Here is a 14,958-nt window from a genome sequence, read left to right on the forward strand (position 1 = left end):
CCTTGGATCTGTTTATGTGACGATAGATGATTCCTTCTGGCTATATAATGCTCTGGTCGTGCTGGTCTCGTCAAAACTGACCGTCTTGACCACAGCAAATATCGACAGACCAGGTTCAAGCCCCAGCATCTGGCATGACTGCCCGGTAATGCGCGACAAAATCATGACCCCGTTGCAATCGAGCAGCACCTCGGCTTCTGCTCCCTCACCATGGGTAATGGCGGCAATCTTGCCCGGCAATATATTGAGCGCGCTCAAACCCTCCGGCTTTTGCCTTGCCACGATCACATCACGGGCACGAATGCGCAGCCGCACAGAACTGCCTTCAGGCTTATCAATACGCGGCACGCGAATCTCACCGGCTGGCGAGCTTAAAACCATCATCGAATAGGCATCGTCATGGCCAAGGACAAGCGTTTCAACCAGCGCGCCACCCTCACCCCGTTCACCGGCGGGCAAAAGGTCAAGCCGTTGTAATATGTCAGACACCGGCCCGCTGGCCCGCACCTTGCCTTGCGCCAGCACCACGACATCGCTGGCCAGCCGCGCCACTTCCGCCACGGAATGGCTGACATAGACGATCGGGATTTTTATCTGATCACGCAGATGTTCGATAAGTGGAAGAATTTCAGCCTTACGCGCCTCATCCAGTGAGGCCAGCGGCTCATCCATCAACAAAAGGCGCGGGCAGGATAAAAGGGCGCGCCCGATAGCCACACGCTGTTTTTCACCGCCAGACAGGCGTGACGGCTTGCGCTCCAGCAATGCACCAATGCCCAGAAGATCGACAATGGCATCCATTTCCAGATAGCGTTCAGTCGCTGGTGTAAACCAGCGCCCGTAAAGCAGATTGGAGCGCACGCTCATATGCGGAAACAGCCGGGCATCTTGAAAAACCATGCCAATGCGGCGCTTGTGGCGCGGTATAAAAACCCCGGCACGGGTGTCAACCAGCACCTTGCCATCCACCTCGATACGCCCCTCGTCGGGCCGGATGAGACCGGCAATCAGATTGATAAGCGAGCTTTTTCCGGAACCTGAAGGACCAAACAGGGCTGTCAGCCTGCCGGAACTGGTAAAACCTGCTTCAATAGAAAAAGCGCCCTGACGATGGCGAAGATCAACGTAAAGCATCACTCCATCTCCATCCGCCGACTGATGCGCCTAGCCAGCACTTCCGAGGCCACCAGCGCCAGCATGGAAATGATGATGCTGATCAAGGTCAGGCGCAACGCCCCCTCATCACCGCCCGGCACCTGTGTGAATGTATAGATGGCTGAAGGCAGCGTCTGGGTTTCGCCCGGAATGTTGGAAACAAAGGTGATGGTTGCGCCAAACTCGCCCATCGCCTTGGCAAAGGACAGGATGGCGCCGGCAATAATGCCTGGCAAGATCAGCGGCAGCGTTACTGTTCCAAACACCAGCAAGGGATGCGCACCCAGCGTTCCCGCCGCCGATTCGAGTTTGCGATCCACAGATTCGATCGACAGCCGGATTGCCCGCACCATCAGGGGAAAGCCCATGATCGCACAGGCAAGAGCAGCCCCCGTCCAGCGAAATGAAAAGACGAGGCCAAAATTCTCGGCCAGAAAACTGCCAATCGGCCCGCGCCTGCCAAAGGAAAGCAACAACAGATAACCCGTCACAACCGGCGGCAGCACCAGTGGCAGATGCACAAGGCCGTTAAGCACCGATTTGCCCCAGAAATTGCCTCGCGCCAGCGCATAGGCAATCAGGATTCCAGGGGCTATGGAGGCAAACATCGCCACCGTAGCCACCTTGAGCGACAGTCTTACCGCCATCCATTCGTCAGGCGTCAGATCCAGCAACCAGTCCATAGGTTGGGCAATACTTAATCTGAAACTGGTGCCAGCACCGTAAAGCCCTGTTCCTCAAACAGTTTTCTGGCCTTTTCCGTCTTCAGGCATGCCAGGAAAGCAGGCGCATCCTCATCACTGGACTCTGCTGTTTGCGCCACCGGATAAATGATCGGCGCATGAGTTTCTTCAGGGAAAGTACCGATCACCTTGACGCCGGGTTCTGCAACTGCATCCGTGGCATAAACAATACCGGCAACAGCTTCACCGGCTGCAACCAGCTTAAGAGCCGCACGCACATTTTCAGCCTGCGCCAGCTTGGTCTCAACCGAACCCCACATGTCAAGCGATTCAAGGGCGGCCTTGCCATATTTACCTGCCGGAACCGCCTGCACATCACCCATGGCAAGGCGGCCATCGCCAATCAGGCCGGCAAGATCAAAACCCTTTTCAAGCACGATTTCCTGAGCGGACTCCGCAGGTGCAACCAGCACAATGCGATTGCCGAGCAATTGCTCTTCCGTATCGGTATTGATGAGATTTTTGTCAGACAGATATTTCATCCAGTCGAGATCGGCAGACATGAAAATATCGGCAGGCGCCCCCTCTTCAATCTGCCGAGCCAGCGCAGATGAAGACGCGTAGGAGATTTTTGCCTGCTCACCAACATCAGCTTCACAGGTTGTGTTGATGGCATCAAGCGCATTTTTCAAACTTGCTGCGGCAAAAACCACAATCTGGCTGTCGTCAGCCTGCGCTGTCGAAACTGGCGCCCCCAACAGCGCCGCAAGCGCCCCTGCCGCCACCAATCCCTTCAAAGTCTCCGCCCTGAACATTTTCATCATGTCTTTTCCTGTCATTACCCATGTATTGCTTTATGAAACCGGGAATCGTTGTATACGAACAAATATAACAAGAAGAATAAAAATCAATAAGATTTGCCCCCGCAACCGCAATGATGCAGGTGTTAGAGTATCAGGCCAAAAAGTCGAAGCAGGCCGGGTTACACCGCAATGGGCGCCTTGATACCGGGATCGGCAATGTAATTTTCCAGCTTGAAATCCTCAAAGCGGAAGGCAAACAGATCCTCGACCGCCGGATTGATCTGCATGGTCGGCAGCGGCTTGGGCTGGCGCGCAAGCTGCTCACGCGCCTGCTCAAAATGATTGGAATAAAGATGCGCATCACCCAGCGTGTGGATGAATTCACCGGGTTTTAGCCCGCTCACCTGCGCAATCATCATGGTCAGCAGCGCATAAGAGGCAATGTTGAAGGGAACTCCGAGAAAAATATCGGCCGAGCGTTGGTAAAGCTGGCATGAAAGCCGCCCTTGCGCGACATAAAACTGAAACAGGCAATGGCAAGGCGGCAGCGCCATCCTCTCCACCTGCGCCGGATTCCACGCCGAGACAATCAGCCGCCGCGACTGCGGATTATGGCGCAACTGGCTCAGCAGATTGGCAATCTGGTCAATTTCACCACCTGCTTCAGAGGCTGGCCCAGAGGTTGGCCATGAGCGCCACTGGCGACCATAGACCGGGCCTAGATCACCATTTTCATCTGCCCATTCATCCCAGATGGTGACCCCGTTTTCATTGAGATATTTGATATTGGTGTCGCCAGCCAGAAACCACAAAAGCTCATGAATGATAGAACGCAGATGCAGTTTCTTCGTCGTGGTGACCGGAAAGCCTTCCTGCAGATCAAAGCGCATCTGATAACCAAAGACCGAACGCGTTCCGGTCCCGGTGCGATCGCCACGATCGACACCAGTTTCAAGCACATGGCGCAGAAGATCAAGATATTGCCGCATCGGCTCGGCTCCGAAAATTTTGCAGAGCCTGTATTATAGGTGGGGACAGGTAGCGGTACAGCCACCGACCTGCACCCCGTCCACAGGCAAAATGCCTTTGCGAACAAAAATACGGGCTGATCAGAGCGTATCGAGCTTACCAAGCTCTTTCGCAACCAGATAATAAAAGGTCACACGGCCCTTGGCGCGCTCACCAGCCATGATCTGCGCAACCTTGGCAACAGCCGCCTCACCTGCCGCAGCCTCAACACCCAGCTTCTTGACGCACCAGCTATCACGCACCCGGTCCAGCTCTTTCTGGTCGGTTGCTGACACCAGTGAAGAATCACGATTACGCAGCGCAATGCCCAGATGTTTCACGATTTTGAAAACCACGGCCTCATCGGCATTGGCATCATATTTTCTCACATTGTCCAGATAATCGCTCATCATATCCCTCTATTTCAGATAAAAATCCATGCGCCAGGTAAAGCACAGCGCCACAAAATACTGTAATCCAGGGCTCCTTACAGCCTGTCAGGAGGGTGTAGGAAGATGCCCGCGCAAGTCAAACAAAAGAAACTCCACAAATGGCATCATTGTTGGCCCGCTTCCTCTTCCATTCAGGCTTGCAAGTGCCTATATTCGCCCTGCTGGCTTGACCAGCTATGGCGATAAACGGGCGATGTAATAAGCCGTTCGGACCCGGGGGCGGTACCCGGCGCCTCCACCACAAACTGCCGGTTTCGGGCCGTTTGTGCTGGGGGCGAAACAGGATCGACGAAGGTGTAAAGATCGTACTTTTGCCCGGCATTGTACCACCGTTATCGGGCTGAACTTTATAGTTGCCAACGACAACTATGCGGAAGCACGTCTCGCTGCTTAATGCGGTGCGACAGCTTCAAATCAACTCCTAAGGGTTCGCACCTTTAGGCGGGGTTCGGAGGTACCTGGCAACAGAAACCTCCACTTCTCCTTTGCATTTCTATTTGATTTTGGCTGCTTGATTCTGGTCTGGTCAAAGATGAGGGAAGCAAATGACGCTTGCCTTCCCAGCGGATCTTGCGCGCATATCGACACATAAAATCCACAGAAATCTTATTCGGGCCCATAGACGGTTTACGTCTGGCCCAAGCTTGATTACAGGTAAGCCGACGATTCAACGGGGCTGTTCATGGCCGACGACCATATCAGATATGACATTCTGGCTCAGGAAGCCTTACGCGGTGTGATGCGCAAGGTTCTGGCCGAAGTTGCGCGCACCGGCTTGCCGGGCAACCATCATTTTTTCATCACTTTTTTGACCGGAGCGCCCGGCGTGCGCATTTCCAGCCGCCTGCGCGAGCGTTACCCGGAACAAATGACCATTGTTGTCCAGTTTCAATATTGGGATTTGAAAGTCACCGATACGGGTTTTGAAATCGGCCTGTCTTTTTCCGACATTCCTGAAAAGCTTGAAATTCCGTTTTCTGCCGTGCGCGGCTTTTATGATCCTTCCGTGAATTTCGAGCTGGAATTCGATGTTCGCACTGAAGAAGCAGACGATGCTGAAACAATGCCGGCCCCGCTTGAACTTAAGCCGGTAATAGCAGACGGGTCAGATCAGGCACCTGAAGAAAAAACACCGGCTTCCGGAAGCACGGATGAAAAAGGCGCTGAAGTCGTCTCGCTCGACGCCTTCCGCAAAAAATAAAGCCCGCAAAAACAAGGCGACGTAGAAAATGGCCGAAATCGTCAACCTGCGCCAATTCCGCAAGCGGAAAGCACGGGAAGACAAGGCGCACAAAGCCACCCAAAATCGCGCCCTGCATGGCCGCAGCAAGGCCAAACGGGCCGTTGACAGCGCAGAACAGGCAAAAGCCGACAGTTTTTTAGACGGACATTTTCTTTCCCCAAACCAGCCTGCATCCGACAAGGACAGTTGAGGGCATGGCGCTGGTCAAAAAACGTTCTGTCACCATTCGCGGCCATCGCACCAGCTATTCGCTGGAGCAGGCGTTTCATGATGATCTGGTCGCTATTGCGGCTGCCCGCACCATGTCACTTGCCGCACTGATTGGCGAAATCGACGAAACCCGGCCAAGAGGCTCCAACCTGTCTTCGGCATTGCGGCTTTATGTGCTGGCCTGGGCCAAGGGTCAGCATAGCTGATTCCTTTTATGGACTGCCCAGAGAACGCAGCAGATTCCTCAAGGTGAATGGCTCGGACGGCAAGGGGGCAGCTCCGTCACTGCCCTCGACAAGCGGCGGCAATGGCACACGCTCAACCCGGGGCTGCTCTTTGGCACGCCGGGCTTCCTCTTTTTCACGCGCAGCTTTCTGCGCCTCTTCTTTTGCACGAGCCGCTTTCTGGGCTTCCTGCAACTCCTGCGCCTCGCGCCGCAAACGCTCCTGTTCCTCACGTGCGGCCTGCTCGGCCTGTTGCACCCTCACCCGTTCTGCCTCTTCAGCCCTGGCGCGCGCTTCTGCTTCCTGCTGACGGCGTTTTTCCTCTACCAGCGCTGCGCGCTCCCGCTGCGCTTGCAAATCCGCGTAATAGGCCGCTTCACGTCGCAGACGCTGCTTTTCAAGCAGTTCAGCCTGCATGGCCTCAACCCGTTGCTGCTCATGCTCCAGCGAGCGCTGCGTCAGATATTGCGCCAGCGGCGCACTATCAAACTGGCGTTGCAGCCCATCAAGGGGCCCTTCAACGGTAAAATTCACCACAGGATCGGAGCCAACCAGCGCATCCTCACCTGCTCGATAGGCAAGCGCGCCTTGAACAGTCACCTCACCATCAAACAGGCTGGCGCTGACAGTGGCTGGAATATCGGCAAGATCTCCTGAAAGCCTGACAGGCGGCACACGCAACACACCATTGGCGATGGTAAAGGCAAGGCTGGTGTCTTGTGCCGCAAAATTGCCCGAAGCAACAATATCGGGCGCAAATTCAGCAACTTTACGCGCATCAATATCGCGCCCGATCTCATCGGCCGTTTGCAGCAAAGCGGGCAATCCCGCCTCATTGAGATTGGCAATCTGCAAATCCTTCAGCCCGGCCGTGCCAGATCCAGACAGCGCCTTGACCATGACATCCAGTGATTTGCCGCTGCTGGAAAAAGCCGCCGACACATCCACCTTTCCCGACAGGCCGGTCTGCGACAGCATGGAGCCAAGGGCAGCATCCGCAAGGCTCATTTGCGCATTGAAAAGCCCGGTTCCTGCTGCGTTTTTCAACTCAAGCAGCCCCGTCACCGTCCCATCAAACATCCTGGCCTCAAAATCCTGAAGACGAAGCTGTTCGCTATCCAGTTTCAGCAAGAAAAAAGCATCATAAAGGCTTGCACGATGACCGACCAAAAGAGCTGAAACCGACAGGTCAAGTTCAGCACTGAAAGGAGCAGTTGACGTGGCTGCAAATGGCGTGACCGACCAGTCCTGACCGGTTGAATTCAAGACACCATCGCCCATCAGCATGGCCGCCAAAGGGGCAATATCCAGATCATCCAGCAAGAGTTTTCCGGTAATATGGGGTTTTCCCGCCTTGAGCCCGACATTGATGTCACCCGAAAAGGCGCTTTCATTCATGGTGCCGGAAAGCGTGTTGAAGATCAAAAGCCCATCCGCATAATCAACATCGGCATCCAGCACCCCGGAACTGCCCAGACCCATTCCTGGCAGTGCGGCACCCGCCGTCATCAGCCATGGCTCGATATCAGCGGCTTCCAGCGTCAGCCTGCCCCGCAGCGCCGGACCATCCTCGCCGGAAAGCACCCCCTCAAAAGAGGCCCTGAAATCATCGCCCGTCAGCAGGGCATGGGTTTTCATGCCATCTCGCAAATCACCATCTGCCAAAATATCCACCTCTCCGGGGCCGGTCAGGCCAAGCGGCAGCACCGGCAGACCGGCCAGCACCAGCAGCGCGGTGGCATCCTGATTGCGAACACCAAGGGTGACAGACAGGGGGGAATCCAGCCAGCCTGCCTGCTTGTTCTGCCCCGAAAAACTGGCGGAAAAGGCAGACCCGCCCGCCTCACCTTGGGCAGAAACGGCCAGGCCATTGGCGCCATTCTTTTCAGTCGCCAGACTGACCACCGCATCAATGCGAGCCTCTTCCAGCAAGCCGGGATAGGTGCGAATCCGCTCACCCAGCCCTGCAATCAGCGCATGATCGCCATAATGCTGTTCCAGCACACTCACCAGCGGGGCCAGATCCAGTGCGACCAGCGAGGCATCGAAACGACCTGCGGGCTTGTCCGGGAAATCTGAAATACGGCCCGTCGCGCTAATGGAGGCCCCGGCCAGGCCGGTCAGCGCCAGCCGGTCAATCTCCAGCACTGCGCCACGCAGGCGCAAAACAGTGTCCACCTGCTCAGCAACAAGACCCCAGGCATCCACTGGCCCGGCCTGAATGTCGAGATCAAGATCCTGAGCGGCAAAGCGGTTTACCCCTTCACTGCTGACAAAGATCGAGGCAAAGGCCGACAAGCCTTCGACATCCAGCGCCCCGCCTTTCAGGGCCAACGCCACGGAAGGGCGCACATCGCCCTTATGTGTCGCCTCCATATGGCCGGTAAATTTTGTATCCCCCAGCATCAGTTCCAGATTGTTGAAATGCTGGTGGCTGGCGCTTAAATCAACCGCGGCGCTAAAGCCTGCCGCGGGCAGGCGCCGCACGGCCTCGTCCACATCTTTCGCCAGCCAGGCTGCAAAGCCGGAAGGCTGCGCCACCGCCAGCAGCAGATGGCCGCGAAAGCCGAAGGCCTCACCTGTGTCAAGCACACCCTCTGCCTCCAGCCGGGTGCGCCCCGGCAGACTGGCGCCCAGCGAATGGATCAGCCAGCCTGCCTGCGTTGGTTCTGCGGCAAGATGAATGTCACGAATGGTCGTGTCACCGGCCACCACAGCCGGAAGCTTTACATCGACCGAGCCGGGAATGGCTGGATGCGGCAGGGCATGCAATGTTCTTTCAACCGCCTCGATCCGCTCGGCCAGCCCCTGGACAGGAAAGCCTTCACCGGCAAGCGCCTCATCAAGCTGCACCTGCGCCCCCGAAGCCTCGATCCCGAAATGCGGTTGTGGCCCATAATCAAGAAAGGCAGTTCCATCGGCAGCATAGGGGCTGTCTGCCGGGCCGGTTTCAAAACGGAATTCGTCTAATGTCAGCTTGCGGTGATCTGCAAAAAACTGGCCGCTGACCCGGTAGCCGGGCTCCGGCTTTACCGGAGCGATTGCCGCATTTTCAGCATCAGGCACGCCAGCCTTGTCTTGAGCCAGCTTGAACTGACCGGCATAATTAAGCCTGCCCTCTTCAAGGCTGAGATTGCCGTCGCTCTCGATTGCCACCGCATAGGCATCAGGGCGCAATTGCAAGCGCAGCCGCATCCGGCCCTCTTCATCCACCCGGCCTGTAGTGGCAGAAATATCGCTATATTCTCCATCAAACAGCAAAAATCCGTCAAGCCGCCATGGCCCCAGCAAGGATCTGGCCGAAACACTGGCATTGATATTCGACAAAACATGGGTGCGCTGGCTGCTGCCATGGCGCAATTTTACCTCACCATCGGTAATGGTCAGGCTTTCAATGGCAATCTGTGCAGCATCAAAAGGCGAAGAAGAATGGGGGGCCCAATCCACCTTGCCATCCTCGTCAAGGCCGATCACAGCGCGCGGCCGCTCCAGCCGCATGTCAAAGATCAGAATTTCACCGCGCAGGAAAGGCGCCAGTTCCGCATCCATGGAAAATGTGTCAACGGTCATCGAAGGCTGCCCTGCCGCCTCCCCGCCCACCACCACATCGGTGAAGGTCAGCGAGGGAAACGGCAGCAGCCTTGCGCGGGCCTCGCCGCGCACCTCAACCTTGCGGTTGAGAATGGCGCTTGCCTCCCGCTCAAAATCGGCACGATACCCCGTCCAGTCAATGAAAGGCGGCACCGCCAGTGCTGCAAACAGCACCAGCGCCAACAATCCACCAATAATCACCAACAGGCGTGCAAGCATGTTTTTAACGCAAACCTTGAAATGACACCCGGTTTCACCCGGATATCACTGACATAATGCGATCAATCAATCTTGATCCGCAGCAATCCTTCCCCCGGTAATCGTCTTTCCGGGGTTAAAAATATTGTTAGGGTCAAGCGCCTGCTTGATCGCGCGCATGACATCGACCCCATGGCCCAGCTCATGCGGCAGAAAAGCTGCCTTGCCCTGCCCCACCCCATGTTCACCCGTGCAAGTGCCATCCATCGCAATAGCGCGCATATTAAGGCGCGATACAAAGGCTTCGACCCGGGCAATTTCAGCCGGGTCCTCCGGGTCCATCAACACCAGCGTGTGAAAATTCCCATCGCCTGCATGGCCCACAATCGGCGCCACCAGCCCGCTTTCGGCAATATCGGCCTCCGTTTCGGCAACACATTGCGCCAGACGTGAAATCGGCACGCACACATCTGTTGACAGCCCCTTGGCTCCGGGTCGCAATATATATGAAGCCCAATAGGCATCATGGCGCGCCTTCCACAACCGGCTGCGTTCTTCCGCCACCGTGGTCCATAAAAACGGCCCGCCACCTTCTTCTTCCGCAATCATGCCAAACAATTCCGCCTGTTCGGCAACACTTGCATCACTGCCATGGAATTCCAGAAACAGGCAGGGGCTTTCAGGATAATCAAGTCTGGAATGAAGATTGATGGCCTTCATCTGCAAGGCGTTGACCAGTTCGATACGGGCCACCGGAATGCCCATCTGAATGGTGGCAATGACCGCACGGCTTGCAGCGCCAAGCGAAGGAAACGGACAAATGCCGCCCGAAATCGCCTGCGGAATACCCTGCAAGCGCAAGGTCAGTTCGGTAATCACGCCAAGTGTGCCTTCCGAGCCGATCAGCAGGCGGGTCAGATCATAGCCTGCCGCGCTCTTTTTTGCCCGCGCCCCGGTTTTGACCACTTCGCCATCCGCCATCACCGCTGTCAGCGAAAGCACAGCTTCGCGCATGGTGCCATAGCGCACGGCATTGGTGCCGGAAGCGCGTGTTGCCGCCATGCCGCCCAGTGAGGCGTTGGCGCCGGGGTCGATCGGGAAAAACAGGCCGGTATCGCGCAAATCCCGGTTAAGCTCCTCCCGCAGAACTCCCGGCTCGACGCGGCAATCCAGATCTTTGGCATTGACGGCCAGAATGCGGTTCATGCGCGACATATCCAGCGAAATACCGCCGCCCGGCGCATTGACCTGCCCTTCCAGCGAGGTGCCTGTGCCAAAGGCAATCAATGGCACATGATGGGCAGCACAGGCACGCACCACTTTTTGCACTTCTTGGGTGTTTTCAGGAAAGACAACGCCATCGGGCATCTGATTTGGCAAATAGGTGGTGGTGTGGCCATGTTGTTCACGCACCGAGCGGCCCGTTTGCAACCGCTCACCAAATTCATGACGCAACGTCTCCAGCACCAAAGCGATGCCTGTTTCGTTGCGCTTGACTGCAACCAGATCGTTAAGGGCCATATATCCTCCGATACCAGACCAGACAGGCGCCATATTTGCCTTCAGCTTTGGCCTGCAAATATATCTATGTCTGTTCTACACTTGCCACAAACTTGTCCAGTCCTGGAGAATTTCCTGTTTTCACGAAACCGGACGAAATGCTCCAGCTTCTTTTTTAGCCGCATTTATGCGACGCCAGATGGTGCCATCTGTGCTCACAAAATGCTCTGAAAGGACCCTTCATGAACGCCCCCTCTCCCTTCACTTCCCGTGTCATGCAGGTCGAAAAAGACTGGCTCGATTATAATGGGCACATGAATATGGCCTATTACAATGTGCTGTTTGATCGTGGCGCGGATGAGGTTCTCAACTTGCTGGGCATTGGCGCAGCCTATGCGAAAATGCGCAAACTGACCATTTACACCGCCGAACTGCATGTCTGTTACATACGCGAATTGCAGCTTGACGACCCTGTCACCGTCAGCTTTCAATTGCTGGACAGCGACGACAAACGCTTGCGCGCCTATCAGGAAATCCGCCATGCAAAAGAAGGCTGGCTGGCAGCAACCGGCGAAACGCTTTCCCTGCATGTCGATATGGCGGGCCCCAATGTCACCCCCTTTCCTGACGACATCAAACCCGGCATCGAGGCCATGCGCACCGCCCATGCAAAACTGCCGGTTCCAGAACGCGCCGGGCGATCCATCGGCATTCGCCGCAAGCCAGCCTGAACCGGCCGGTCATGCTCTCAAAGCATTTGTGCGACACCAGATGAAAACATCTGACGTCGCACAAATGCGGCTAAAAAGCATAGGCAATTGTGGAGGCGGCACCAAAAATCAGCGCCAGTGCAATCAAAACCGCATAAAGGCGCGGCAGGTCAAACAGCACCGCATAGCCTGCAATATAGGCCGTCAGCGAACCAGCCAGCGCCAGCAGAAAGCCATTGCGGTCGCCTACCACCAGATTGGCCGCCATCAACCCACCCAGACACAGCGCACCGAACACGATGATAACTGCGATACCGGCCTTGTCGAAATTGTCGTCCATGCTTTTTCCCTGCAACAGCCCATACGCTCTATTGTTTAAAAACAAGCGCCCACACAGACTTAACCGAGCCTTTGGCAGGAGCAAGGCCAAACTGGTTTTTTCTTTATCGAAGGCAAGACTGTGTGGATTTCAGGAGACGCTTGCCAGCAGCGGTACGGGGGGTTAGAGCATTTTGCAGTCAGATGGTACCATCTGGCGTCGCACAAATGCGGCTAAAAAAGAAGCTGGAGCATTTCATCCGTTTTTCGTGAAAACAAGAAATGCTCTAAGCGGAACAAAACGGCGACACTTCTGGTCTTTTGTGGCCGAATCACTACATTCAGGAATAATGTCCGGCTTTTCCGACGATATGCCTTTTTTTGACGAACCGGGGGCAGCGCCTGCTGCTGCGCCATCCGGCATTGCCGCACGCGCCATGGCCGCCCGGCAGGCGCGCAACAGCCCTGTCGATTATCTGTCGGATCTTAACCCCGAGCAGCGGCAGGCCGTTGAGACGACAGACGGGCCGGTTCTGGTTCTGGCAGGCGCCGGTACGGGCAAGACACGGGTTTTGACCACCCGCATTGCCCATATTCTGGCCACTGGCCGCGCCTTTCCTTCACAAATTCTGGCCGTAACCTTCACCAACAAGGCCGCGCGCGAAATGAAGCAGCGCATCGGCCTTTTTGTTGGCGAAGCTATTGAGGGCATGCCCTGGCTTGGCACCTTCCACTCCATCGGCGTAAAAATATTGCGCCGTCATGCAGAACTGGTGGGCCTGCGTTCCGATTTCAGCATTCTCGACACCGACGATGTCATACGCCTTCTCAAGCAGCTCATTGTGGCCGAAGGACTGGATGACAAGCGATGGGTGCCGCGCGTCTTTGCCCAGATGATTGATGGCTGGAAAAACAAGGGGTTTGGTCCTGAAGACATTCCTGAAGGCGATGCCCGCTCTTTCGGCAATGGTTTGGGCCGCGAGCTTTACCGCGCCTATCAACAGCGGTTGATTGCGCTCAATGCCTGCGATTTTGGCGATCTTTTGCTGCATCCGATCCGTATTTTTCGCACCCATCACGACATTCTTGCCGATTACCACCGGCGCTTCAGATATATATTGGTCGATGAATATCAGGACACCAATACCGCCCAATATATGTGGCTGCGCCTGCTGGCCCAGCGACCGCGCAGCCATGCTGATGAAGGCAACGCACCGCAAGGCGTCAACATCTGCTGTGTGGGCGATGATGACCAGTCGATCTATGGCTGGCGCGGGGCCGAGGTCGACAATATCCTGCGCTTTGAGAAAGATTTTCCAGGTGCCGCCGTCATCCGGCTGGAGCGCAATTACCGCTCCACCGCACATATTTTAGGGGCTGCCACCCATCTCATCGCCCATAATGAGGGTCGGCTGGGCAAAACCCTGTTTACGGATCGCCCTGATCCTGAAGATCAAAAAGTTTCTGTCCATGCCGCATGGGATTCCGACGAGGAAGCACGCGCCATTGGTGAAGAGATCGAAGCCCTGCAGCGCAAGGGCCATGCGCTGAACGACATTGCCATTCTGGTGCGCGCCTCCTTCCAGATGCGCTCTTTTGAAGAGCGCTTCATCGAAATCGGCTTGAATTACCGTGTCATTGGTGGCCCGCGCTTTTATGAGCGGCAGGAAATTCGCGACGCCATGGCCTATTTACGGGTTGTCGCCAATCCGGGTGATGATCTTGCCTTTGAGCGCATCGTCAATGTGCCCAAGCGCAGCCTGGGCGATGCCGCCATCCGCCAGATACATGATACGGCGCGCCTGCTTGGTGTTTCCATGCTGGAAGCCAGCGCCAATCTGGCCGAAAGTGACGAGATGAAACCCAAGCCGCGCGGATCTTTACGCGCAGTCGTGGCCAATTTTTCCCGCTGGCGCGACCTTCTGGAAACCACTCCGCATACGCAACTGGCCGAAACCATTCTGGAGGAAAGCGGCTATACCGATATGTGGAAGAATGACCGTGCAGCCGACGCCCCCACCCGGCTCGACAATTTGAAAGAGCTGATCCGCTCCATGGAGGATTACGGGTCACTGCGTGAATTCCTTGAACATGTTGCACTGGTCATGGACAAGGACAAAAACGAAAATCTTGATGCCGTTTCCCTCATGACCCTGCATTCAGCCAAGGGGCTGGAATTTGAAACCGTCATGCTGCCCGGCTGGGAAGAAGGGCTGTTTCCACACCAGCGCGCGCTGGATGAGGGGGGGCGCTCCGGTCTCGAAGAAGAGCGCCGTCTGGCCTATGTCGGGCTGACCCGCGCCAAGCAGAACCTGCATATCTGGTTTGTTTCGAACCGTCGTATCCATGGCCTGTGGCAATCGACTGTGCCGTCACGCTTTTTGGAAGAATTACCCGAAGCCCATATTAAAATCAGTGAAGGCGGGTCGGATTTCGGTGGCTATGGTCAAAGAAGCGATCAGGCATTCTCCAGCAGCTATGCAACGCCGGGCTGGCAGCGCGCCCGCCAGAACCGCAACGAAGCCACCAGCCGCAATTGGGGCAACCGCTCTGGCCCCGCAGTTGAGCGCATCGGCTATGGCGAGGCAGATTCGGGCTATGGTGCAGGGCGCGGCGCCGTCAAGAGCCACACAATCGAAGGCGAAGTGGTTGCAAAATCGGTGGCGGACACCCCTTCCGCCTTCAAGGTTGGCGACCGCGTTTTCCATATGAAATTCGGCAATGGCAATGTGGCTTCCGTCGATGGCAACAAGCTGACCATCAATTTTGATCGCGCCGGCCAAAAAAGAGTGCTGGACGGGTTTGTCACCGCTGCCTGACAGCATCAAGGCCCCTTCACGCACGGGTCGCAGGCTTATTAACC

General features: G+C 56.1%; 13 protein-coding genes and 1 other RNA gene. 6 read left to right on the forward strand and 8 right to left on the reverse strand.

Annotated elements, in window-relative coordinates; all coding sequences use genetic code 11:
• Positions 1-12: 12 nt before the first annotated feature.
• The 5 genes from modC to ACFPLB_RS16045 form a co-directional block, all read right to left on the reverse strand.
• Positions 13-1,134 (reverse strand): molybdenum ABC transporter ATP-binding protein, encoded by a 1,122-nt coding sequence (modC, locus tag ACFPLB_RS16025; RefSeq protein ID WP_378231503.1) that lies wholly within the window; start codon positions 1,132-1,134, stop codon positions 13-15.
• On the reverse strand, positions 1,134-1,838 hold the full coding sequence (gene modB / locus ACFPLB_RS16030; RefSeq protein ID WP_378231505.1) for a molybdate ABC transporter permease subunit: 705 nt from the start codon (positions 1,836-1,838) through the stop codon (positions 1,134-1,136). Before modB ends, modC begins: the two co-directional genes overlap by 1 nt.
• Before the next feature lie 14 nt (positions 1,839-1,852).
• On the reverse strand, positions 1,853-2,653 hold the full coding sequence (modA, locus tag ACFPLB_RS16035) for a molybdate ABC transporter substrate-binding protein (RefSeq protein WP_378231721.1): 801 nt from the start codon (positions 2,651-2,653) through the stop codon (positions 1,853-1,855).
• A gap of 167 nt (positions 2,654-2,820) precedes the next feature.
• Positions 2,821-3,630 (reverse strand): thymidylate synthase, encoded by an 810-nt coding sequence (locus tag ACFPLB_RS16040; protein ID WP_378231508.1) that lies wholly within the window; start codon positions 3,628-3,630, stop codon positions 2,821-2,823.
• Positions 3,631-3,750: 120 nt separating this feature from the next.
• Positions 3,751-4,059, reverse strand: coding sequence for a DUF2853 family protein (locus ACFPLB_RS16045; RefSeq protein ID WP_378231510.1), 309 nt, complete (start codon positions 4,057-4,059; stop codon positions 3,751-3,753).
• Positions 4,060-4,222: 163 nt separating this feature from the next.
• On the opposite strand from ACFPLB_RS16045, the gene ssrA reads away from it, so the two are divergent.
• The 4 genes from ssrA (at position 4,223) to ACFPLB_RS16065 (ending at position 5,760) form a co-directional block, all read left to right on the forward strand.
• Positions 4,223-4,580, forward strand: a transfer-messenger RNA (tmRNA) gene (gene ssrA / locus ACFPLB_RS16050).
• Positions 4,581-4,783: 203 nt separating this feature from the next.
• Positions 4,784-5,302, forward strand: coding sequence for an SspB family protein (locus ACFPLB_RS16055; protein WP_378231512.1), 519 nt, complete (start codon positions 4,784-4,786; stop codon positions 5,300-5,302).
• A 28-nt stretch (positions 5,303-5,330) separates the two neighbouring features.
• Positions 5,331-5,534: a DUF4169 family protein gene (locus tag ACFPLB_RS16060; protein ID WP_378231515.1), complete on the forward strand. Its 204-nt coding sequence runs from the start codon at positions 5,331-5,333 to the stop codon at positions 5,532-5,534.
• A gap of 4 nt (positions 5,535-5,538) precedes the next feature.
• On the forward strand, positions 5,539-5,760 hold the full coding sequence (locus tag ACFPLB_RS16065; protein ID WP_378231518.1) for a ribbon-helix-helix domain-containing protein: 222 nt from the start codon (positions 5,539-5,541) through the stop codon (positions 5,758-5,760).
• Positions 5,761-5,766: 6 nt separating this feature from the next.
• On the opposite strand, the gene ACFPLB_RS16070 is transcribed toward ACFPLB_RS16065, so the two are convergent.
• On the reverse strand, positions 5,767-9,588 hold the full coding sequence (locus ACFPLB_RS16070) for an AsmA family protein (protein WP_378231520.1): 3,822 nt from the start codon (positions 9,586-9,588) through the stop codon (positions 5,767-5,769).
• Between the two features lie 66 nt (positions 9,589-9,654).
• On the reverse strand, positions 9,655-11,088 hold the full coding sequence (locus ACFPLB_RS16075) for an FAD-binding oxidoreductase (RefSeq protein ID WP_378231522.1): 1,434 nt from the start codon (positions 11,086-11,088) through the stop codon (positions 9,655-9,657).
• 221 nt (positions 11,089-11,309) lie between these two features.
• On the opposite strand from ACFPLB_RS16075, the gene ACFPLB_RS16080 reads away from it, so the two are divergent.
• Entirely contained in the window at positions 11,310-11,798 is a 489-nt protein-coding gene (locus ACFPLB_RS16080) for a thioesterase family protein (RefSeq protein WP_378231524.1), read from the forward strand.
• Between the two features lie 70 nt (positions 11,799-11,868).
• Here the strand turns inward: ACFPLB_RS16080 and ACFPLB_RS16085 are convergent, their stop codons facing one another.
• Positions 11,869-12,117, reverse strand: coding sequence for a hypothetical protein (locus tag ACFPLB_RS16085; RefSeq protein ID WP_378231525.1), 249 nt, complete (start codon positions 12,115-12,117; stop codon positions 11,869-11,871).
• Positions 12,118-12,445: 328 nt separating this feature from the next.
• Here ACFPLB_RS16085 and ACFPLB_RS16090 point away from each other — a divergent pair, with 328 nt between their 5' ends.
• Positions 12,446-14,914: an ATP-dependent helicase gene (locus tag ACFPLB_RS16090; RefSeq protein WP_378231527.1), complete on the forward strand. Its 2,469-nt coding sequence runs from the start codon at positions 12,446-12,448 to the stop codon at positions 14,912-14,914.
• Positions 14,915-14,958: the final 44 nt, after the last annotated feature.

The organism is Aquamicrobium segne, assembly GCF_042656785.1.
Taxonomy (GTDB): Bacteria; Pseudomonadota; Alphaproteobacteria; order Rhizobiales; family Rhizobiaceae; genus Mesorhizobium; species Mesorhizobium segne.

Coding starts and splice junctions, on each gene's coding strand:
- modC (WP_378231503.1), bottom strand. CDS start 1,134: ATGCTTTACGTTGATCTTCGCCATCGTCAGGGCGCTTTTTCTATTGAA.
- modB (WP_378231505.1), bottom strand. CDS start 1,838: ATGGACTGGTTGCTGGATCTGACGCCTGACGAATGGATGGCGGTAAGA.
- modA (WP_378231721.1), bottom strand. CDS start 2,653: ATGTTCAGGGCGGAGACTTTGAAGGGATTGGTGGCGGCAGGGGCGCTT.
- ACFPLB_RS16040 (WP_378231508.1), bottom strand. CDS start 3,630: ATGCGGCAATATCTTGATCTTCTGCGCCATGTGCTTGAAACTGGTGTC.
- ACFPLB_RS16045 (WP_378231510.1), bottom strand. CDS start 4,059: ATGAGCGATTATCTGGACAATGTGAGAAAATATGATGCCAATGCCGAT.
- ACFPLB_RS16055 (WP_378231512.1), top strand. CDS start 4,784: ATGGCCGACGACCATATCAGATATGACATTCTGGCTCAGGAAGCCTTA.
- ACFPLB_RS16060 (WP_378231515.1), top strand. CDS start 5,331: ATGGCCGAAATCGTCAACCTGCGCCAATTCCGCAAGCGGAAAGCACGG.
- ACFPLB_RS16065 (WP_378231518.1), top strand. CDS start 5,539: ATGGCGCTGGTCAAAAAACGTTCTGTCACCATTCGCGGCCATCGCACC.
- ACFPLB_RS16070 (WP_378231520.1), bottom strand. CDS start 9,588: ATGCTTGCACGCCTGTTGGTGATTATTGGTGGATTGTTGGCGCTGGTG.
- ACFPLB_RS16075 (WP_378231522.1), bottom strand. CDS start 11,088: ATGGCCCTTAACGATCTGGTTGCAGTCAAGCGCAACGAAACAGGCATC.
- ACFPLB_RS16080 (WP_378231524.1), top strand. CDS start 11,310: ATGAACGCCCCCTCTCCCTTCACTTCCCGTGTCATGCAGGTCGAAAAA.
- ACFPLB_RS16085 (WP_378231525.1), bottom strand. CDS start 12,117: ATGGACGACAATTTCGACAAGGCCGGTATCGCAGTTATCATCGTGTTC.
- ACFPLB_RS16090 (WP_378231527.1), top strand. CDS start 12,446: ATGTCCGGCTTTTCCGACGATATGCCTTTTTTTGACGAACCGGGGGCA.